This is a genomic window from Rhizorhabdus sp. GW822-FHT03C02 (assembly GCF_058801765.1).
Genome location: NZ_JBXANN010000003.1, coordinates 498,832 through 519,518 on the forward strand (window position 1 = coordinate 498,832; position 20,687 = coordinate 519,518).

Below are 20,687 nucleotides of genomic sequence, written 5' to 3' on the forward strand. Positions count from 1 at the left end.
TCGTTGCCGCGCTTTTCTATCGAACCATGTCGCCACAGGTGGTCGATTTGGCCTAAAAGGCGATAAAATTTATCGCTCGGGGGACGCCATGCGACGATCGGTCAAGATCGACATATTCGACCGCCGTATCCTGGCGGAGCTGCAGCGCGATGCGCGGATCGCGATGCCCGCTCTGGCCGAACGCACCGGGCTGTCGGCGCCCGCCTGCTACCGGCGCGTCCGCCGGCTGCGCGAGACCGGGGTGATCGAACGCGAGGTCGCGATCGTGTCGCCGCGCACCCTCGGCTGGCCGCTGTCGATGATCGTGCTGGTCGTGCTCGACCGCGAGGATGCGCGCACCGCCGAGACGATCCGCCGCCGGCTCGAAGGCGAGGGGCAGGTGGTCGAGGCGTGGCAGATCACCGGCGAATATGATTTCGCGGTGCGGATCATCGCCCGCGACATGGAGGATTATGACGAGCTGACCCACCGCATCTTCGTCCAGGACGAAAAGGTCCGCAGCTTCAAGACGCTGGTCGTGTTCCGCCACACCAAGGCCGCGGGGGTGATCCCGTCGGCGGAGGAGGGGTAGGGGACACGCCCGCTCGCCGCCCGACCGATCGACAGCCCCCGGTCAGTGGATGCTGCTGTCGCCGCCATGCTCCGCGATCAGCCATTGCCGCAGCAGCGCGGTGGTCTCGTCGGGGGATTCGAGCGCGGGAAGATGGCCGCAGCCCTGGAAGCGGTGGAGGCGCGACCGGCGGATGCGGGCGTGCATCTCCTCGGCATGGTCGACCGGGGTGACCCGATCGCCGTCGCCGACCGCGATCAGCGTGTCGACCGCGATCGCGTCGAGCGACGGCGTCGAATCCGGCCGGTTCATGATCGCGGTCTGCTGGCGCAGGAACGCCTCGCCGCCGACCCGGCGCGCCATGTGCCGCAGTTCGTCGGCGACCGGCCCGTCGACATGCCGCGGATGGATCAAATCGGACAGGATCCGCTGGGTGATGCCGACGAAGGTCCCGCGCCGCAGCGATTCGATGCCCGCCCGCCGCGCCGCGGTCCGCGCCGGGCTGTCGATGCGCGCGCTGGTATCGATCAGCGCCAGCCGCCGCACCCGCTCGGGCGCCTGCCGCATGATCTCGAGCGCGACATAGCCGCCCATCGACAGCCCGACGAGCGAGAAGCGCGCGGGCGCCGCCGCCAGCGTCCGCCGCGCCATCGCCGGGATCGAATCGTCGAGGGTGAGGTCGGCGACCATCGGCGCCGCGAGGTCGGCGAGTCCCGCCACCTGGGTGCGCCACAGCCGGCTGTCGCACAACAGCCCGGGCAGGAAGACCACCGGCTCGAGCCCGGTTCCCGCCGCCAGCGCCTCCGCCGCGGCCAACCGCGCGCCATCGGCCTCGCCGTTCATATCCTGTGCTGCCGTCATAACGCTCATCATCGACCTCCGGCGATGGTAATGCGTCCGCCGGGTGCTATATGTCCAATACATCGCGAGGCCATTTGCGATAGCTTTTGGAGATACCGTGGAACTGCGCCACATCCGCTATTTCCTGGCCTTGGCCGAGGAGTGCAACTTCACCCGCGCCGCACGGCGCCTGGGGATCGGCCAGCCGCCGCTCAGCCAGCAGATCCGCGATCTCGAGGCCGAGGTCGGATGCGCGCTGTTCCGCCGGCTGCCGCATGGTGCCGAGCTGACCGCGGCGGGCGAGGCCTTTCTCGTCCATGTCCGCGACATGCCGCAGCAGGCGGCCAGGGCGACCGCCGCGGCGCTGCGCTCGGCGCGCGGCGAGACCGGATCGATCCGCGTCGGCTTCACCGGATCGGCGGCGTTCAACCCGCGGGTGCCGATGACGATCCGCGCCTATCGGCGCCGCTATCCCGACGTGTCGCTGTCGCTGCGCGAGGGAAATTCGAACGAGCTGGTGGCCGCCTTGATCGAGGGCACGCTCGACGCCGCCTTCCTGAGGCCCGAATCGGTCAGCGAGGAGGGGCTGCGCTTCCAGGAGATCGAACGCGAGCCGATGATCGCCGCGATCGCCTCGGGGCGGATGGCCGACGACCGGCCGGTGGCGCTGATCGAGCTGAAGGACGATCCGTTCATCGTCACCCCGCGCCCGCTCGGTCCGACCCTCTACGACGCGATCCTGGCGGCCTGCCGCCGCGCCGGCTTCGAACCGGTGATGGGGCAGTCGGCGCCGCAGATCGCCTCGGTGCTGTCGCTGGTCGCCGCCGAACTCGGGGTGGCGCTGGTGCCGGCGTCGATGCGCGACGTCGTCGTCAAGGGAGTGAGCTACCACGACCTGACCGGCGACATCCCCTTCGCGACCCTCGCGATCGCCAGCCGCCGCGACGAAAGATCCCCGACGGTGGCGGCGTTCGTCGCCGAGGCGCGCTTCGTTTGAAGCCCGGCTTCGACAGGCGCTGATCTCCTTCTTCTAAGCCTTCTCCCGCTCTTCGCGGGAGAAGGTTGGATGAGGGTCTTCTTCTTCTTTTGTGTGCTAGATCAAGAAAACAGAAGAAGACCCTCACCCAGCCTCTCCCGCGAAGAGCGGGAGAGGGGCCAGAAGAAGCAGCCGCGCGATTATAGGGCCTAAAGGCGCGGGCCCATCACCGCCCCTTCCACACCGGCGCGCGCCGCGCGGCAAACGCCGCCGGCCCCTCGACCGCATCTTCCGACGCCAGCATCGCCGTCATCGCCGGCCTGTCCCAGCCGTCGAACAGACCGTCCTCGACCGAGGTCGACAGGCTGCGCAGCACCGCGTCCTTGGTCGCGCGCACCGCCATCGGGCTGCAGGCGAGGATGTCTTGCGCCCAGCGCTTCGCCGCGGGAAGCGGGTCGCCGTCGACGACCTCGTTGACGATCCCGAGCGCGAGCGCCTCCTGCGCCGACACCCGGCGGCCGGTGAGCAATATCCCCATCGCCCGCTTGAGCCCCAGTTCGTGCGGCAGCCGCTGGATGCCGCCGCCCAGCGCCGCCAGCCCGACCCGGGGTTCGGGGAGCGCGAACACCGCATGGGCGGAGGCGACCGCGAGGTCGCAGGCGAGCACGAGTTCGAACCCGCCGCCCATCGCGCTGCCGTTGACCGCGGCGATCACCGGCTTGGTCAGGTCGAACCGCGACGCGAGGCCACCGAAGCCCGGCGGCTGCGCCATCGCCGCCGAGATCACCGGTTCGAGTTTCAGGTCATGGCCCGCGCAGAATGCCTTCGATCCCGCGCCGGTGATGATCGCGACCCATTGCGTATCGTCGGCGGCGAAATCGTCGAAGATCGCTGCCAGTTCCTGCTGCGCGGCACTGTGCAGCGCGTTGTGCGCGTTCGGCCGGTTGATCGTGACGATGGTGAGCGCGCCTTCGCGGGCGACCTCGGCAAATTCGTAGCTCATGCGGCGTGCCCCTTCGTCACAGCGCCTCGACGATGGTGACGTTGGCGATGCCGCCGCCCTCGCACATCGTCTGCAGGCCATAGCGCTGGCCGCGGGCGCGGAGCGCGTGGATGAGCGTCGCCATCAGCCTGGTCCCGCTCGCGCCGAGCGGATGGCCGAGCGCGATCGCCCCGCCATGGACGTTGAGCCGGTCGGGATCGGCGCCGATCGCCTGCAGCCAGGCGAGCGGGACGGGGGCGAACGCCTCGTTGACCTCGTAGAGGTCGATGTCGCCGATCGTCATGCCGGCGCGCGCGAGCGCCTTGCGCGTCGCCGGGATCGGCTCCTCGAGCATGATCACCGGGTCGCCCGCGCTCACCGTCATCGCGACGATGCGGGCGATCGGGGTCAGGCCATAATGTTTGAGCGCGCGCTCCGACACGACCAGCGCACCCGACGCGCCGTCGCAGATCTGGCTGGCATTGGCGGCCGAGATGACCCCGCCCTCGGTCAGCAGCCTGACCGAGGCGATGCCGTCGAGCGTCGCTGCGGCCCGGATCCCCTCGTCGGTCCGGCGCAGGACCCCGTCGACCGCGAGCGGGACGATCTCGCGGTCGAACGCGCCCGCTGCGGTCGCGGCCGCCGCCCGGCGATGGCTTTCGAGCGCGAAGCGGTCGAGCGCCTCGCGGTCGAAGCCATATTTGCGGGCGATCGCCTCGGCGCCCGCGAACTGGCTGAACTCCTCGACGCCGTAGCGCGCCTTGATCCGGTCGCTGAGCGGGCCGGTGCCGATGCCATGCTCGGCATGGAACGACATGTTGGTGAACATCGGCACCCGGGTCATGCTCTCGGCGCCCGCGGCGATGACGACGTCCTGCGTGCCCGACATCACCGCCTGCGCCGCGAACTGCACCGCCTGCTGCGAACTGCCGCACTGGCGGTCGATCGTCACCGCGGGCACGCTTTCGGGAAGCCCCGAGGCCAGCACCGCGTTGCGCGCGAAGGCGAAGGCCTGCTCGCCCGCCTGGGTGACGCAGCCGAGGATCACATCCTCGATCGCGGCGGGGTCGATCCCCGAATTCGCGACGAGCGCGTCGAGGATCTCGGCGGCCATGTCGGCGGGATGCCAGCCGGCGAACTGCCCCTTGCGCTTGCCGCCGGGGGTGCGCAGCGCCTCGACGATATAGGCCTCGGCCATCGATCAGACTCCTTGGAAATCGGGTGTGCGTTTGGCGCGATAGGCGGCGATGCCCTCGCGGCATTCGGCGGACGCGCCCGCCGCGACGATCGCGCGCGCCTCGCGTTCGAGCTGGGTCTCGAACCCGCTCGCGAAGCTCTCCTGCAGCAGCGCGCGCGCCGCCCCCAGCGCGGCGACCGGGGCCGCGGCCAGCCGCGCCGCGGTCGCGCGGCCCTCGGCGATCAGGTCGCCATCGTCGACCGATCGCGTCACCATGCCGATCGCCTCGGCCTCCTCGGCGCCGATCCGCCGGTTGGTCAGGATGATCTCCTGCGCCCGGCGCAGCCCGACGAGGCGCGGCAGCGTCCAGCTCATCCCCCCGTCGGGGGTCAGTCCCAGCGAACCATAAGCCGCGGTGAAATGCGCCGATCGCGCCGCCAGCACGACGTCGCCGGATATGGCGAGGCTCAGGCCCGCCCCCGCCGCCGGGCCGTTGACCAGCACGAGCAGTGGCTTGGCCATGCGCGCGAACCGCGCCAGCGCCATGTGGAGCGTCCCGGCCAGCTCGCTCAGATAGGCCGGCACCTGGTCGCCGGCCGCGGCGAAAAGCCCGACATCGCCGCCCGCGCAGAACAGCCGTCCGGCGCCGGTCAGCACCACGCAGCGTATCGCATCGTCGGTCTGGCAGCGGATCGCCGCCGCCGCCAGCGCCCGGACCATCGGCAGGTCGACGGCATTGCCGGCCTCCGGACGGTTTAGCGTCAGCCAGGCGATCCCGCCGGCGAGCTCGACGATCAGCGGCGCGCTCACAGGCACGCTTCCATGCTGTCGCGGGCGAGGCCGATGATCTTGGGCAGGCTCGCCGCCCGTTCGCGGGCATGCGCCGACGCCGCGGTGCCGCGCACGACCCGGCCCTTGATGCCGTGGAAGATCGCCGCGAGCCGGAAGAAATTGAACGCGACGTAGAAGGCATAGTCCGCTTCGGAGACCAGCGGGCGACCGGTCCGCCGGCAATAAGCGGCGAGATAATCGGCCTCCGACGGGATGCCGAGCGCCGCCAGGTCGGCGCCGCCGAGCCCGGCGACGATGTCGGGCGGCATCCGGAACATCATCGCATGATAGGCGAAATCGGCGAGCGGATGGCCGAGCGTCGACAGCTCCCAGTCGAGCACCGCCAGCACCCGCGCTTCGGTCGGGTGGAAGATCATGTTGTCGCAACGGAAATCGCCATGGACGATCCGGGTCTCGTCGCCGGGCGGGATATGCGCCGGCAGCCACGCGACCAGCCGGTCCATGTCCGGGTCGCGTCCCGCGTCGCCATCATCGAGATATTGCTTCGACCAGCGCGCGATCTGGCGCTCGAAATAATTGCCCGGCCGGCCATAGTCGCCAAGGCCGATGGCGACCGGATCGACCTCGTGCAGCGCCGCGATCGTCCGGTTCATCGCGTCGAAATAGGCCGCGCGATCGCGCGTCTCGACATCGGGGAAGGTCGCGTCCCAGAAGATCCGTCCCTCGACCATCTCCATGACGAAGAACCAGCTGCCGATCACATCGTCGTCGGTGCACAGGCCATGGACATGCGCGACCGGAAAGCCGGTCGGCCCGAGCGCGGCGAGCACCCGCGCCTCGCGCTCGACCGCATGCGCGCCCTTGAGCAATGGCCCCGGCGGCTTGCGGCGCAACACATAGGCGCGCGACGGCGTTACCAGTTTGTAGGTCGGGTTGGACTGCCCGCCCTTGAACTGCTCGACCGTGAGCGGTCCCCGGAAGCCTTCGACATGCTCCTCCATCCAGCGGGCGAGCCGCGCCTCGTCGAAACGGTGCGCCTCGCGGACGGCGGTGGTGCCGGCATTGGCCGCGGCATCGACGCTCATGGCCGGCGCTCCGTCCAGCCGCGCTTGATCGTCTTGGCGAGGCTCCATTTGTGGACCTCGGTCGGGCCGTCATAGATGCGGAAGGCGCGGATCTCGCGGAACACCTGTTCGACGATCGTGTCGCTGGTGACCCCGCTGCCGCCCATCACCTGGACGCAGCGATCGGCGACCCGCATCAGCCCCTCCGAGACCGCGACCTTGGTCATCGAGCTTTCGGTGCCGCCGGCGCCGCCCGCATCGAGCACCCCGGCGCACCAGTCGATCATCAGTTCGGCCTGGCGCAGGTCGATCATATTCTCGGCGAGCATGAAGCCGACGCCCTCATGATCGATCAGCGTCTTGCCGAACGCCTGCCGCCGGCAGGCATAGTCGGTCGCGATCTCGTTGGCGCGGATGCAGGCGCCGAGCCAGCGCATGCAGTGCGACAGCCGTGCGGGCGCGAGCCGGACCTGGGCATAGCGGAAGCCCTCGCCCGGCTGGCCGAGCATCTGGTCGGCGGGGATGCGCAGATCCTCAATGCCGACCACCGCATGGCCGCCGGGCATCGAGCTGTCGATCGTGTTGGGGACATGCTCGATCCGGATCGCCGGATCGGGCAGGTCGACGAGGAACATGCACGCGCCTCCGGTGCCGTCGCCCCCGGTTCCGTCAGTGGCCTCGGATTTCGCCATGACGATGCCGATCCGGGCGCCGTCGGCGCCGGTGATGAACGCCTTGCGCCCGTTGACCACCCAGTGATTGCCGTCGAGCCGGCAGGTCGTCCGCATCATCGACGGATCGGATCCGGCGCCGCCCTCGGCCGCGGGCTCGGTCATGAAGAAGGCCGATCGCGTGCGCCCCTCGACCAGCGGGCGCAGGAAGCGCGCCTTGATCTCGGGACTGCCCACCTTGCCGAGCAGATACATATTGCCTTCGTCGGGGGCGGCGGTGTTGAGCGCCAGCGGCCCGAGCGGCGACAGCCCCGACGCGCGCAGCACGATCGCGGTCTCGCGCTGCGACAGATGCCGGCCGTCGTCGAGGATGTGCGGGGTCAGCACCCCGGCGGCGCGCGCCTTCGCCTTCAGCTCGGCGACCAGTTCCTCGGTCGGGCAGTCATGATGGTCGCGGCGCGGATCCTGCTCATAGGGGACGACGACGTCGCGGACGAACGCCTCGACCTTCGCCGCGATCGCAGCGGTGCGCTCGGCGCCGACGCCGGGGGCAGGGCCGGGAGTAGGGGCAGGGGTGGCGGCGCTCATTTCGGCGCCATCCGGATCGCGCCGTCGAGGCGGATCGTCTCGCCGTTGAGCATCGGGTTGGTGACGATGCTTTCGACCAGCTGGGCATATTCGTCGGGCTGGCCGAGGCGGCTCGGAAACGGCACCTGCCGCCCGAGCGAGACCTGCGCCTCCTGCGGCAGCGTCGCCAGCAGCGGCGTCCAGAAGATGCCGGGGGCGATCGTCATCACGCGGATGCCGTAGCGGGCGAATTCGCGCGCGACCGGCAGGGTCAGGCCGACGATGCCGCCCTTCGACGCGGCATAGGCGGCCTGGCCGATCTGGCCGTCATAGGCGGCGACCGACGCGGTGTTGACGATGACGCCGCGTTCCTCGCCGATCGGATCGGCATCGTGGAGGCGGGCCGCGAATTTCGACAGCATGTTGAAGCTGCCGATCAGGTTGATCGTGACGATCTTCGTGAAGTCGGCGAGCGGGATCGCCGTGCCGTCGCGCCCGATCACCTTGGCGGGCGGCCCGATCCCCGCGCAGTTCACCAGGATGCGCGCCGTGCCGTGCAGCGCCTCGGCCGCGCCGATCGCATGCTCGACCGCGCCCTCGTCGGTGACGTCGACCGCGGCGAAGTGGCCGCCGATGTCGGCGGCGGTCGCCCGGCCCAGATCGGCGTTGAGATCGAAGATCGTCACCCGCGCGCCGACCCGCGCCAGCCGCCGCGCGGTGCCGGCCCCCAGGCCGGACGCGCCGCCGGTCACGATCGCTGCCACGCCGTCAATGTTCATCTGATCGTCCTCTCATATCGGTCATGGGGCGCCTCATGGGATCAGCACCGCCTTGATGCAGTCGCCGCGCAGCTGGGCGGCGATCGCGTCGTTGATGCGGTCGAGCGGAAAGCGCTGGACCAGGGTGTCGAACGGAAAGCGCCCGTTGCGGTGGAGCTCGACCAGCTCGGGGATGACGCTGTCGAGATCGCTGTCGCCTTCGACGATGCCGTGGATGCGGTGGCCGAAGGTGATCAGCGAGGCCAGGTTGATGGCGACGCTGCTCTCGGGCCGCGGCGGTACCCCGACCAGGCCGAGCAGGCCGTGGCTGGCGAGCGACCCCAGCGCGGTTTCGACCACCGCCTCGCGGCCGCTGGTCTCGAACGCATAGTCGACCCCGTCGGGCAGGATCGCGCGGATCGCCGCGCCGACATCGCCGTCGCCGGGGTCGACGACATGGGTCGCGCCGAGGGTAAGGCCGGTTGCGCGCCGGCTCGCGAACGGCTCGACGAGGATGATCGTCGTACAGCCCTGGATCACCGCGCCCATCACCGCCGCCAGCCCGACCGGGCCGCCGCCGAAGATCGCGATCGTCGATCCGGCCGGGCAGGCCAGCGAGCGCATCACCCCGCCGGCGCCGGTCTGGAAACCGCAGCCCAGCGGCCCGAGGATGTCGAGCGGGATATCGTCGCGGTCGATCCGGACGAGGTTGCGCTCGCGGGTGAGCGCGTGCGCGGCGAACGACGACTGGCCGAAGAAATTCGCCGAGACCTGCGCGCCGTCGATCGCGATGCCGGTGGTGCCGTCGCCGCGCGCGCCGGCATAGTTGAGCACCGGGAATTCGCGGCAATAGGAGGGGAGGTCGCCCGCGCAGCGCGGGCAATGGCCGCAGCTCGAAAAGCCGATCACGACACGGTCGCCGACCGCGACCTTGGTCACCCCGTCGCCCACCGCCTCGACGATCCCGGCGCCCTCATGGCCGAGGATCGCGGGGAGCGGGATCGGGATGAACTGGTCCCGCGCGATCAGATCGGTGTGGCACAGGCCGACCCCGGCGATCCTGACGCGGACCTCGCCGGGCCCGGGCGCGGCGATGTCGACCGTCTCGATCGTGAAATCCTCATGCGGCGCGCGCGCGACCGCGGCGATCGTCTTCATCGTCATGTCTCCCTGGGTTGCGATGGCCTGTCCGATCCGGCGCCCCGTCACGCCAGCGCCATCACCACCGATTTGGGTTCGAGATAGGCCTCGAGCACCTCGCTGCCATTTTCGCGGCCGATGCCCGACATCTTCATCCCGCCGAACGGGAAGGCGGGGTCGGCGAGCAGGATGCAGTTGACGAACACCGTCCCCGCCTCGATCGCCGCGGACGCCCGGTGCGCCAGCGCAAGGTCGCGGGTGAAGAGATGGGCGGCAAGCCCATAGACGCTGTCGTTGGCGCGCGCGATCGCCTCGTCGATATCGTCGAAGGCCGACGCCGCCAGCACCGGGCCGAACACCTCCTCGCGCGCGACCTCGGCATCGGCGGGCACGTCGCGCAGCACCGTCGGCGGATAATAATATCCGCGTTCGGGACGCGGCGCCGGCGAGGTCAGCGCCTGGATACCGGCCGCCTTCGCCCGGTCGACGAAGCCCGAAACCCGTTCATATTGGCGCGCGCTGATTAGCGGCCCGAGCTGGCTGGTCCGGTCGGCGCTGGGGCCGAGCTTCTGGGCGGCGGCCACCGCGGCGATGCCGTCGAGCACCTGCTCGTAGATCGAGCGGTGCACATAGAGGCGGGTGCCGGCATAGCAGACCTGCCCCGAATTGAAGAAGCAGCCCATCGCCGCCTGCGGGATCGCGCTCGCCAGGTCGGCGTCGGCGCAGATGATCGACGGCGATTTGCCGCCGAGTTCGAGGGTGATCCGCTTGAGGTCGGGGATCGACGCCTTGAGGATCGCCTGGCCGGTCGCGGTCGATCCGGTGAAGGCGACCTTGGCGACGCGTGGATGGGCGGCGAGCGCGGCGCCGGTCGCGCCGTCGCCGGTGACGACCTGGAGCACGCCTGCGGGCAGGCCGGCCTGCCGCGCGAGTTCAACCAGCCGCAGCGCGCTCAGCGGGGTTTCGGGGGCGGGCTTGAGGACGACGGTGCAGCCCGCCGCGAGCGCTGGCGCGATCTTCCACATCGCCAGCACCAGCGGGAAATTCCACGGCGTGATCGCGGCGACGACGCCGATCGGTTCGCGGCGCGAGTAGACATGATAGTCGCCCGGCGTCGCCGTCAGCGTTCCCGCGCGGCCGGCGAGCTTCGACGGCCAGCCGGCATAGGCGCGCAGCCAGTTGACCACCGCCGGGATGTCGACCGCCTCGACGATCGCGACCGGCTTGCCGGTGTCGAGCGCCTCGAGCGCGGCGAGGCGCGGCAGGTCGGCCTCGATCGCGTCGGCGAAGCGGTGGAGCAGCCGCTCGCGCGCCAGCGGATGCAGGTCGCGCCAGCCCGGCGCCCTGAAGGCGTGCCACGCGGCCTCGACGATCTGGTCGACGTCGCCCGCCGAGGCGACCGGCACGTCGCCGAACGCCTCGGCGGTGCAGGGATCGATGTCGGGCGCGGTCGCGGTCGCGCGCAGCCGGTCGCCGCCGGCGCTCAGCGCGAGATCGGGGAGCACCAGATCGTCGAACCCGTGAAGCTGTGTCACTGCATCGTCTCCCGTCCGCGTCTGCGGAAATCGCTCGGGGTTTCGCCGGCGAACTGCCGGAAGGCGCGGGTGAAATGACTCTGGCTGGTGAAGCCGAGCGCCTCGGCGATCGTCGCCATCGACGCCTCGGACTGTTCGAGCATGTGCTGGGCGCGGTTGAGCCGCGCCTTCATCACATATTGGTGCGGCGAGACCCCGGTGGCCTTCTTGAAGATCCGGCAGAAATGGGTCGGGGTGACCCCGGTCTGTGCCGCCAGTTCCTCGATGCTGTGTTCGGCCTCGGGGCGCTCGAGGATCGCGTTCATGATGTGGTGGATGCGATAGGAGGAAAAGGCCGAGGTCGGGATCTCGGCGGTGCCGGCGTTGACCGGGCCGCGCAGCATATGCGCCTTGAGCGCGTCGACGAGCGCGCCGACATAGACGTCGCGCTCGCCGCTGCGCGGCGCATAGAGCTCGCCGAGGATCTGGCGGGTCAGCGCGACGCCGAGCGGGTCGGAAAAGGCGAAGCGCATCCGCTTGAACTGGTCGAGCGCCGGCGCGCGCTGCAGGTCGGCCGAGGCCACGCTCAACGTGACGACGTCGAGTTCGCCGTCGACCAGCCAGCCGGTCGGCTGGTTCGACGGGACGATCGTCGCGCAGCCGGGCAGCGAGGTCGCCTCGCTCCAGCCGTCGCGGTCCCAGGTCCGCACGCTCGGCTTGCCGGCGATGTGGACGACGAACATCGGGTCGGGCAGCGCCGGCAGCGTGTAGGTGCCGACGAACTGGCGCCAGCGGCACAGCCGCCACCGGCCATGGTCGCCGCCCAGCGCGACGTCGGGCGCGCGGCCGAGCGCGTCGGCAATGATGTCTTCGTCGTTCCAGTCGATCTTTTCGGCCATGGCGCGCTCTCCTTCAGGCCGGAACCAGATTTATATCGAGGTTCTTCAGCCCATTGATGAAGTTCGACCGGAAGCGCCGCGGCGCCCGCTCGACTTCGAAGCGCCGAACATGACGAGCGAGCAGGCGGAACGCCACCCTGAGCTGCATTTCAGCCAGCCGTGATCCGACGCAGACATGCTGGCCGGCGCCGAAACCGACATGCTGGACCGCCCGGCGGCGGACGTCGAACCGATCGGGATCGGCGAACACCGCTTCGTCGCGATTGCCCGAAATATACCACATCACGACCTTGTCGCCCCTGGCGATCGCCCGGCCGCCGATCTCGACATCGGCCATCGCGGTGCGGCGCATGTGCAGCACCGGGCTGGCATAACGAACGAATTCGGCGGCGGCGCTCTTGAGCAGATCGGGATCGGCGCGCACCGCGTCCCACTGATCGGGATATTCCGAAAAGGCGACCAGCGTGTGGCTGAGCGAGTTGCGGGTGGTCTCGTTGCCGCCGACCAGCACCAGGATGAGATTGCCGACGAAATCGTTGAACGGCACCGGCACGCCGTCGATCTCGGCATTGGCGAGCAGGCTGGCGATGTCGGGGCCGGGTTCGGCGCGGCGGGCGTCGAACAGCGCCTGCGAGAAGGCGAAGAATTCGGCCATGGTCTCGGCCATCGACGCCGCCGACTGGCGGAATTCGGGGTCGTCCTCGCCGACGAACGCATTGGTCCAGTGATAGAGCTTGAGCCACATGTCCGACGGCAGCCCCAGCAGTTCGGCGAGGGTGAGCAGCGGCAGCGGCGCCGACAGCAGCGGGACGATGTCGACGACCTCGCCGAGCGGCACCTTGTCGAGCAGCGCGACGATCCGCTCCTCGACCCGCTGCTCGATGTCGCCGAGCCGCCCCGGCGCCAGCGCCGGCATCACCAGCTTGCGATAGCGGGTGTGGATCGGCGGATCGCGCGAGATGAACGGGATGCCGACCGCGCTGTCGCCGGCGCCGGTCAGGCCGACCTCGTTCTCGTTGAAGATCCGGTGGCCGCCATTGTCATAGGCCGACGAGAACAGGTCGGCGCGCCGCGAGACCTCGACGATGTCGGCATGGCGGGTGAGCGCCCAGAAACCGGCGCCGTCGGCCTCGGGATTCCAGTAGACCGGATCCTCGCGACGGAGCCGGGCGAAGACGTCGTGGGGGGCTCGATCCTGATAGAGATCGGGATCCTTGAGGTCGGGGCCGCTGAATAGGGTCGACATCCGGCAATTCCTCAGAAGGCGATGCGGACCGATCCGCCATAGGTGCGCGGGTCGGTGGGGACGAGGAAGTTGTACGGAAAGCCTGCGCCGCGCAGGTCGAGCCCGTAGCCCAGCGTCTTGCGGTTGGTGAGGTTGTTGACCCAGGCGCGCACGGTGAGGTTGTCGCGGGTCCAGGCCAGCGTCGCGTTGACCTTGGCGTAGCTGCCCTGCGCCAGTTCGGCATTGAGCTGGCCGGTGCCGGCGGCATTGGCGGCGTTGAACGGCGAGAACCACTGGCGGGCGAAATAGCTGACCGTCGGCGACAGCGTCAGCTCGCCCTCGGCGATCCGGAACATCGTCCAGTCGAACCCGCCCTGCGCGGTCCAGCGCGGCGCGAACGGCAGATCCTTGCCGCTCAGGTCGGTGCCTTGGAGCGTCAGTTCCTTGTAGGTCGCATGGAGATAGCCGAGCGAGCCGTTCAGCGTCAGCCCGGGGACGACCCGCAGCGACGCCTCGGCCTCCGCGCCATAGACTTCGGACTTCGGCGCGTTGACCAGGAACGACACCGGCCCCGGCCGGGTGTCCTGCACCTGCTGGTTCTTGTAATCATAATAGAAGCCCGCCGCCGACAGCGTCAGCCGGTTGTCGAGGAACCGGCCCTTGACCCCGGCCTCATAGGCGTTGACCTGCTCGGGCTTGATATAGGTGATGCCGACCGACGAGGTGTAGCCGCCGCCGTTGAACGCGCCCGACCGATAGCCGCGGCTGTAGCTGACATAGGCGAGCACCCCGTCGTCGAACGTGTAGCTCAGCGCCGCGCGGCCGGTCAGCGCATTGTTGCGGCCGCGCAGCGCGAAGCGGGCGGCGGGGTTGTAGGCGCAGGTGCCCGGCACGCCGTTGCACGGCACCGTCGTCGCCAGCGGCGTCTGCGTGCCGCCGACATTGCCGGCGAACAGATAGGCATAGCCGTCATCGTAGCGCGCCCGATCCCAGGTGTAGCGCAGCCCGACCGTCGCGACGAGCTTGCTGCTGAGATCGTAATCGGCCTGCGCGAACGCGGCAGAGGAGCGGCGGACCTGCTTGTAATGCTGGAAGAAGCCGCCATTGACCCCGGGCGCCAGCGCGCTGCCGATGTTGAACAGATTGCCGGTGATCGTCCGGTCCCAGCCGTAGAACAGCCCGCCGACCGCCTTGAGCCGGTCGCTGTCGTAATTGAGGCGGGCTTCCTCGCTGAACTGCCGGAACGCCGAGCGCCAGTTGATGTCGAGCACGTCGAGCGGCGAACCGTCGGCGGCCTGGGTGAGGTTCTGCTTGCCGCCGCCATAGTTGGTGATCGACGTCAGCTTGAACGCGTCCGACAGTTCGTAGGCGATATTGGCGGTGCCGCCATAGGCCGAGGTCTTGTTGAAGCCGATTCGGTTCTCGTTGACCTGGTAGAAGCCGATCCCCTGGCGGAACGGCAGCAGGCCATAGACCGGCGCCTGGGTGCCGCGGTCGCGGCCGCCATAGATCTGGAGCTTGACGTCGAGCGGCCCGCCGCCCGGCCGGATCCGCAGCGAGGCGCGGCCCTGGAGCCGGTCGACCGAGTTGGGATCGCGCCCGCCGGCCGCGACATTGTCGAACTTGCCGTCGCCCTTCTCGTAATTGCCGGCGACCCGCAGGCCGACCTGGTCCTCGACGACGGTCGTCTCGATCGCGCCCTGCGCGGTCCAGGTGTCGAAATTGCCGTAACCGCCCTGCGCATAGCCGTTGGTGCCCGATAGCTTGGGCTGTTTGGTGATGAAGTTGATTGCGCCGCCGGTGGTGTTGCGGCCGAACAAGGTGCCCTGCGGCCCGCGCAGCACCTCGACGCGATCGAGGTCGTAGAGCCCCATGCCGTGCGAGGTGCGGTTGGCGAGGTAGACGTCGTCCATATAGACGCCGATCGGCGAGGCCTGGTTCGAATTATACTCGTTGGCGACGCTGATCCCGCGCAGCGAGAAGTTCGGCTGGGTGTTGCCATAGGCGCTGTTGACCTGGAGGTTCGGCACCGCGGTGGCGAGCTGGGCCGAATTGACGATGCCCTTGGTGGTCAGCCCCTGTCCGGACACCGCCGAGATCGCCAGCGGTACCTTCAGCAGCGACTGCTCGCGCCGCTGGGCGGTCACGACGATGTCGGCGGCGTCGACCGTGTCGGTGGTGGGGGCGGCGGCCGGCACGGCCTGCGCTTCCGCCACGGCGGTCTGCGCGAGCGCCGGCGACGAGACCGACACCAGCAGCGCCAAAGCGGCCCGGTGCGGATTTGCGGACTTGTTCTTCATAACCTCTCCCATTGTCGATGCTCCGTCGCTTGCGGAGCTCTCACGCTCATCTTGTGGATCATCGTCTAGCGGGAAGCGCGGGGCGTGGCTTTGCACAGGCTTAGCGCGAGATTTGACAAAAATTGCGCACCGCTTGCGCCCGGATCGCTTTTGCGGATTCCCCGTCTCTCGCGTGCCGAACACGCACAGAAACACAACAGAGAGGATTCGCCATGCATCCGTCGGTGCACGCCGCCGCGACCCCCGCCAAGCCCGCCATCGTCATGGCGGCGACGGGCGCGTCGATCGACTATGCGACGCTCGAAACCCTGTCGAACCAGTCCGCGCACGCCCTGCGCAGCCTCGGGCTGAGCCGCGGCGACGTCGTCGCGACCCTGTTCGACAATGGCCCCGAGGTTTTCGTCTTCGGCGGCGCGGCGCAGCGCGCCGGGCTGTATCTCACGTCGATCTCGAACAAGCTCAGCGCCGCCGACATCGCCTATGTCGTCGAGGATTGCGGCGCCCGGCTGGTGGTCGTCAGCGACAAATATCTGGGGCTGGCCGAACAGGCGCTGGCGCACCGCCCCGAGCTCGCGATCTTCGGCTGGTCGGCGGAAACGCCCGGCGCGCGCGGCTGGCAGGCGCTGGCGCAGACCCGGCCGACCGCGCCGATCGCCGACCAGAGCCCGGGGACCGACATGCTCTATTCGTCGGGCACGACCGGACGCCCCAAGGGGGTGAAATTCCCGCTGCCCGAGGGGCCGATCGACCACCCGACGCCGTTGATGGCGATGGGCCGCGACCTGTACGGCATGGACGGCGACAGCGTCTATCTTTCGACGTCGCCGCTCTATCATGCGGCGCCGCTGCGCTGGGCGATGACGGTCCACCGGCTCGGCGGCACGGTGGTGGTGATGGAGCGCTTCGACGCCGAACAGGCGCTGGCGTTCATCGCGCGCCATCGCATCACCCACGCCACCTTCGTCCCCACCCATTTCGTGCGCATGCTCAAGCTGCCGGCGGCGGTGCGCGAACGCTACGACCTGTCGTCGCTGCGCGCGGTCGTCCACGCGGCGGCGCCGTGCCCGGTGCCGGTCAAGCAGGCGATGATCGACTGGTGGGGGCCGATCCTCCACGAATATTATTCGGGCACCGAGACCTGCGGGATCACCGCGCTTTCGGCATCCGAATGGCTGGCCAGGCCAGGTTCGGTCGGCCGCGCCGTCCTCGGTCGGCTCAAGATCACCGACGACGACGGCGCCGAGCTGCCGGTCGGCGCGGAGGGCAATGTCTGCTTCGCCGACGGCCCCGCCTTCCACTATCACAACGACCCCGAAAAGACCGCGCAGGCCTATGACCGCAACGGCTGGGCGACGCTCGGCGACATCGGCCGGGTCGACGCCGACGGCTATCTGTTCCTGACCGACCGCAAGAGCTTCATGATCATCTCCGGCGGGGTGAACATCTATCCCCAGGAGATCGAGAACTGCCTCGTCACCCATCCCGGGGTCGCCGACGCCGCGGTGATCGGGGTGCCGGACGAGGAGATGGGGGAGCGGGTGCTCGCGATCGTCCAGCCCGTGCCCGGGACCGCTGCGGGGCCGGCGCTCGCCGACGAACTGTCCGCCTATGTCCGCGGCGCGCTCGGCGGGGTCAAGACGCCGCGCGCGATCATCTTCAGGGACGAGCTGCCGCGCGAGCCGACCGGCAAGCTGATGAAGCGCCGGCTCGTTGACGAGTTTCGCGCGACGGCGCCGACCGCCGGCGCATAGCGGACGATCCTGTCCGCAATGACCGGACCGGCGCCCCGATTATCGCGCACCCCCGCGCCGCCTATCTGGGCCTCCATCAGCGGCACCTGCCGCACCCTTTCGATTTCGTGATGGAGACTGTCATGTCCAAGCTTTTCTCTTCGGTCCAGGTCGGTGCCGTGCCGCTCAAGCATCGGGTGGTGATGGCGCCGCTCACCCGCTCGCGCGCGGACCAGCCGGGCGGCGTCCCCGGCGACCTGATGGTCGAATATTATCGGCAGCGCGCCTCCGACGGCGGGCTGATCATCAGCGAGGGCACGCCCGTGTCGCCGTCGGCGCGCGGCTGGTTCGGCGCCCCCGGCATCTATGCGGACGCGCAGGTCGCCGGCTGGAAGCGGGTCACCGCCGCGGTCCACGCCAAAGGCGGTCGCATCTTCGCCCAGCTCTGGCACACCGGCCGCTCGTCGAACATCCTGGTGACCGAAGGATCGGATCCGGTGTCGGCCTCGGTCGACCCGAGCTACTGGGAAAATCCCGCGAACCTGACCTCGACCCCCGAGGGCTGGCTGCAGCCTTCGCCGCACCGCGCGCTCGAAACCGGCGAGATCGCCGGCATCGTCGAGGATTTCCGCAAGGCGGCGATCAACGCGAAGGCGGCGGGGTTTGACGGGGTCGAGCTGCACGGCGCCAATGGCTATCTGATCGACCAGTTCCTCCAGGATGGCAGCAACAAGCGGACCGACATTTATGGCGGATCGATCGAGAACCGCGCGCGGCTGCTGCTCGACGCGGTCGAGGCGGTGGCGTCGATATTCGGCGGCGACCGGGTCGGGGTGCGGGTCGGCCCGAACGGCCAGTGGAACGGCATGTCCGACAGCGATCCGCAGGCGCTGTTCGGCTATGTCGCCGCCCAGCTCAACCGCTACGGCCTCGCCTATCTCCACATCATCGAGCCGCGGGTGAAGGGCAATGTCGTGATCGCCGAAGGCCAGGCACCGGTCGCCGCCGAGCATCTGCGCGCGATCTTCACCGGCCCGATCATCGCCGCCGGCGGTTTCGAACCCGCGAGCGCCGAGGCGATCGTCGCGGCGGGCAGCGCCGACCTGGTGGCGTTCGGCCGCCACTTCGTCGCCAACCCCGACCTGCCCCGGCGGATCGAAGCGGGCATCCCGCTCGCGCCCCACGACCGCGACAGCTTCTACACCTTCGACGCGCGCGGCTACACCGACTATCCGGCCGCCGAGCTGGCCGCCTGAGCGCTGCGATTGAGGTCCTCCCCAGCTTTGCTGGGGAGGACCGAGGTTTCCCTCACCGTTCGCCGGCGAACAGGTGCTCCGCCATATAGTCGACCAGCGCCTTGACCTTGGGCGCGCGCTGGCGGCCCGAGGGCCACAGGATCTGGAAGACCCCGACCTGGCGGGTGAAGCGGTCGAGGCTGGTCGCGAGCAGGCCCTGGTCGATCTTGCGGCGGACGGTGAACAGCGGGGTGTAGATGAGCCCGAGGCCGCGCTCGGCGAGGTCGATCAGCGGCTCCATCGTGTTGGCGGTCGCGGTCACCGGCAGATCTATGTCGAGCTCGACCCCGTCGCGGCTGAGCGGCCAGCGTTCGAGCTTGCCCGACATCGTCCAGCGATGGTGGATGCAGGCATGGTCGCGCAGGTCCTCGGGCTGCTGCGGATGGCCGCGGCGCGCGAAATAGGACGGCGCCCCGACGATCACATAGGAGAAAGTGCCGAGCGTCCGCATCATCAGCTGCGAGTCCGTCGCGGCGCCGGTGCGCAGCACCGCGTCGAAGCCTTCCTCGATCACGTCGACCAGCCGGTCGGAGAAATCGAGGTCGAGCTCGATCTCGGGATAGGCCTCGGCGAAGCCGCCGATCGCCGGCATCAGCAGCATCCCGATCAGCGGCATGCTGATCCGCAGCCGCCCGCGCGGGGCGCCGGCGCTTTCGGCGAGTTCGATCTCGGCGGCCTCGAGTTCGCCGAGGATTCGCTGGCAGCGGGCGAGGAACTGCTCGCCCTCGGGGGTCAGCGCGACGCTGCGGGTGCTGCGGTGGAACAGCCGCACCCCGAGGCGGTCCTCGAGCCGGGCGATCGCCTTGCCGACCGCCGACGAGGAGATGCCGAGCTGGCGGCCGGCGACGGTGAAATTGCGCGCCTCGGCCGCCTCGACGAAGGTGTTGAGCGCCGTCAGTCTGTCCATGCGATCGTCCGCCTCGTGGTTGCCCGGGCGATGCTAGCGCAGATTGCGGATGGCGGCGTCCGCAATGTTCGGACGACCGGCCCGATTATCCGCCCCGCCGGCCCGGCCCACATCCCCGATCGGAACAACCGGCAAGGACGGACGATCATGGGCATCATAAGCGTAGGCATCATCGGCGCGGGCAACTGGGCCAATCATGGGCATTTGCGGGTGCTCGACCTGCTGCCCGACTATCGGGTGGTCGCGGTCCAGGCGCGGCGCCGCGACGCCGCCGAGGCGGCGGCCGCGCGCTTCGGCATCGCGACGGTGGTCGACACCGAGGCCGAACTGGTCGCGCTGCCCGAGGTCGACCTGGTGCTGGTGCTCAACACCGCGCCCCAGCATGCCGACACCGTCCGTGCGGCGATCGCCGCGGGCAAGCATGTCTATTGCGAATGGCCCCTGACCGTCGACAGCGCGACCGCCGAGGATCTCGCCGCGCGCGCCAAGGCCGCGGGCGTGCGCCATGTCGTCGGGCTCCAGCGCCGGCTCGCCCCGCACAATCTCTATCTGCGCGACCTGATCGCCGACGGCTATGTCGGCAAGCTGCGCTCGGTGCGGATGCATGTCAGCATGAACTATTTCCAGGCGCTGCGCAGCCCGGCGCTGCGCTGGACCGCGGACCCGGCCCATTTCTCGAGCGTGATCGCGATCTATGCCGGCCATTTCCTCGACATGATCTTCGCCGCGATCGGCCGGCCGACCGAGCTGTCGGCGCTGCTGGTCAACCAGTTTCCCGAGGTCATGATCGCCGGCACCGGCGAGGTGATCCCAACGAGCAATCCCGACCAGCTGGTGCTCTCGGCGCGGCTGGCGGGCGATGCGGTGCTGTCGGTCCATATCGAGGGCGGCAAGCGCAACGGGTCGGGGGTGCAGATCGACATCAGCGGCGATGCCGGCGATCTGCGGATCACCAACAGCTCGGCGTTCGGCGATGTCGGCGACGATTATCGGATCGAGGGCGCGCATGGCGACGACCTGCCACTGGCCCCGCTCGCCATCCCCGCCGCCTATGATGGGCTGCCGCCGTCCGGGCTGCCGTCGGCGGTGCTCGAACTCGCGCACCTCTACGCCGCCTTCGCCCGCGACGTCGCGGGGGACGGGCATGAGGCGCCCGATTTCGACGATGCGGTGTGGCTCCACCATCTGTTCGACCGGATCGAACGCTCGTCGCACGAGGGCGTGCGTGTTGCAGCGCCGAAATATCCTGCAACATCGGCCGGTTAGAGGCGGGGTGCGAAATTCGGCATATTTGGAGAGT

18 protein-coding genes are annotated in these 20,687 nt (G+C 69.5%); 5 read left to right on the forward strand and 13 right to left on the reverse strand.

Going from position 1 to position 20,687, the window contains the following annotated elements; all coding sequences use genetic code 11:
* Positions 1-88: 88 nt before the first annotated feature.
* Entirely contained in the window at positions 89-571 is a 483-nt protein-coding gene (locus tag AC1RM6_RS12110; protein ID WP_493101447.1) for an Lrp/AsnC family transcriptional regulator, read from the forward strand.
* 42 nt (positions 572-613) lie between these two features.
* Here the strand turns inward: AC1RM6_RS12110 and AC1RM6_RS12115 are convergent, their stop codons facing one another.
* A complete protein-coding gene (locus AC1RM6_RS12115; protein WP_493101449.1) occupies positions 614-1,420 on the reverse strand; it encodes an alpha/beta fold hydrolase in 807 nt (268 codons plus the stop codon).
* A gap of 88 nt (positions 1,421-1,508) precedes the next feature.
* Between AC1RM6_RS12115 and AC1RM6_RS12120 the strand changes: the two genes are divergently transcribed.
* Positions 1,509-2,387 carry a LysR family transcriptional regulator gene (locus tag AC1RM6_RS12120; protein ID WP_493101451.1) on the forward strand — a complete coding sequence of 293 codons (879 nt, stop codon included), beginning with the start codon at positions 1,509-1,511 and terminating at the stop codon, positions 2,385-2,387.
* Positions 2,388-2,592: 205 nt separating this feature from the next.
* Here the strand turns inward: AC1RM6_RS12120 and AC1RM6_RS12125 are convergent, their stop codons facing one another.
* The 11 genes from AC1RM6_RS12125 to AC1RM6_RS12175 are packed head-to-tail and all read right to left on the reverse strand — an operon-like array spanning position 2,593 to position 15,455.
* Positions 2,593-3,369 (reverse strand): enoyl-CoA hydratase-related protein, encoded by a 777-nt coding sequence (locus AC1RM6_RS12125; RefSeq protein ID WP_493101452.1) that lies wholly within the window; start codon positions 3,367-3,369, stop codon positions 2,593-2,595.
* Positions 3,370-3,385: 16 nt separating this feature from the next.
* A complete protein-coding gene (locus AC1RM6_RS12130; RefSeq protein ID WP_493101454.1) occupies positions 3,386-4,546 on the reverse strand; it encodes an acetyl-CoA C-acetyltransferase in 1,161 nt (386 codons plus the stop codon).
* A gap of 3 nt (positions 4,547-4,549) precedes the next feature.
* Positions 4,550-5,335 (reverse strand): enoyl-CoA hydratase/isomerase family protein, encoded by a 786-nt coding sequence (locus AC1RM6_RS12135; protein WP_493101456.1) that lies wholly within the window; start codon positions 5,333-5,335, stop codon positions 4,550-4,552.
* Positions 5,332-6,402, reverse strand: coding sequence for a phosphotransferase (locus AC1RM6_RS12140; protein WP_493101458.1), 1,071 nt, complete (start codon positions 6,400-6,402; stop codon positions 5,332-5,334). Before AC1RM6_RS12140 ends, AC1RM6_RS12135 begins: the two co-directional genes overlap by 4 nt.
* A complete protein-coding gene (locus tag AC1RM6_RS12145) occupies positions 6,399-7,640 on the reverse strand; it encodes an acyl-CoA dehydrogenase family protein (RefSeq protein ID WP_493101460.1) in 1,242 nt (413 codons plus the stop codon). The genes AC1RM6_RS12140 and AC1RM6_RS12145 overlap by 4 nt, the downstream gene beginning before the upstream one ends.
* The gene (locus AC1RM6_RS12150) at positions 7,637-8,398 is read right to left on the reverse strand and encodes an SDR family NAD(P)-dependent oxidoreductase (RefSeq protein ID WP_493101462.1); all 762 of its coding nucleotides are present in this window, start codon (positions 8,396-8,398) and stop codon (positions 7,637-7,639) included. The genes AC1RM6_RS12145 and AC1RM6_RS12150 overlap by 4 nt, the downstream gene beginning before the upstream one ends.
* Positions 8,399-8,431: 33 nt before the next feature.
* Positions 8,432-9,535, reverse strand: a complete 1,104-nt coding sequence (locus AC1RM6_RS12155; protein WP_493101463.1) for an NAD(P)-dependent alcohol dehydrogenase — start codon at positions 9,533-9,535, stop codon at positions 8,432-8,434.
* A 47-nt stretch (positions 9,536-9,582) separates the two neighbouring features.
* Positions 9,583-11,052: an aldehyde dehydrogenase family protein gene (locus tag AC1RM6_RS12160; protein ID WP_493101465.1), complete on the reverse strand. Its 1,470-nt coding sequence runs from the start codon at positions 11,050-11,052 to the stop codon at positions 9,583-9,585.
* Complete coding sequence (locus AC1RM6_RS12165; protein ID WP_493101467.1) at positions 11,049-11,930, reverse strand: helix-turn-helix domain-containing protein; 882 nt, start codon at positions 11,928-11,930, stop codon at positions 11,049-11,051. Before AC1RM6_RS12165 ends, AC1RM6_RS12160 begins: the two co-directional genes overlap by 4 nt.
* Before the next feature lie 13 nt (positions 11,931-11,943).
* Positions 11,944-13,176, reverse strand: coding sequence for a cytochrome P450 (locus AC1RM6_RS12170; protein ID WP_493101469.1), 1,233 nt, complete (start codon positions 13,174-13,176; stop codon positions 11,944-11,946).
* Between the two features lie 11 nt (positions 13,177-13,187).
* Positions 13,188-15,455 carry a TonB-dependent receptor gene (locus tag AC1RM6_RS12175; RefSeq protein WP_493101472.1) on the reverse strand — a complete coding sequence of 756 codons (2,268 nt, stop codon included), beginning with the start codon at positions 15,453-15,455 and terminating at the stop codon, positions 13,188-13,190.
* 212 nt (positions 15,456-15,667) lie between these two features.
* On the opposite strand from AC1RM6_RS12175, the gene AC1RM6_RS12180 reads away from it, so the two are divergent.
* The gene (locus tag AC1RM6_RS12180; protein ID WP_493101474.1) at positions 15,668-17,206 is read left to right on the forward strand and encodes an acyl-CoA synthetase; all 1,539 of its coding nucleotides are present in this window, start codon (positions 15,668-15,670) and stop codon (positions 17,204-17,206) included.
* A 122-nt stretch (positions 17,207-17,328) separates the two neighbouring features.
* Positions 17,329-18,441, forward strand: coding sequence for an alkene reductase (locus AC1RM6_RS12185; protein WP_493101476.1), 1,113 nt, complete (start codon positions 17,329-17,331; stop codon positions 18,439-18,441).
* A 52-nt stretch (positions 18,442-18,493) separates the two neighbouring features.
* Here the strand turns inward: AC1RM6_RS12185 and AC1RM6_RS12190 are convergent, their stop codons facing one another.
* On the reverse strand, positions 18,494-19,387 hold the full coding sequence (locus AC1RM6_RS12190; RefSeq protein WP_493101478.1) for a LysR family transcriptional regulator: 894 nt from the start codon (positions 19,385-19,387) through the stop codon (positions 18,494-18,496).
* Positions 19,388-19,534: 147 nt separating this feature from the next.
* Here AC1RM6_RS12190 and AC1RM6_RS12195 point away from each other — a divergent pair, with 147 nt between their 5' ends.
* Positions 19,535-20,653, forward strand: coding sequence for a Gfo/Idh/MocA family protein (locus AC1RM6_RS12195; RefSeq protein WP_493101480.1), 1,119 nt, complete (start codon positions 19,535-19,537; stop codon positions 20,651-20,653).
* Positions 20,654-20,687 lie beyond the last annotated feature (34 nt).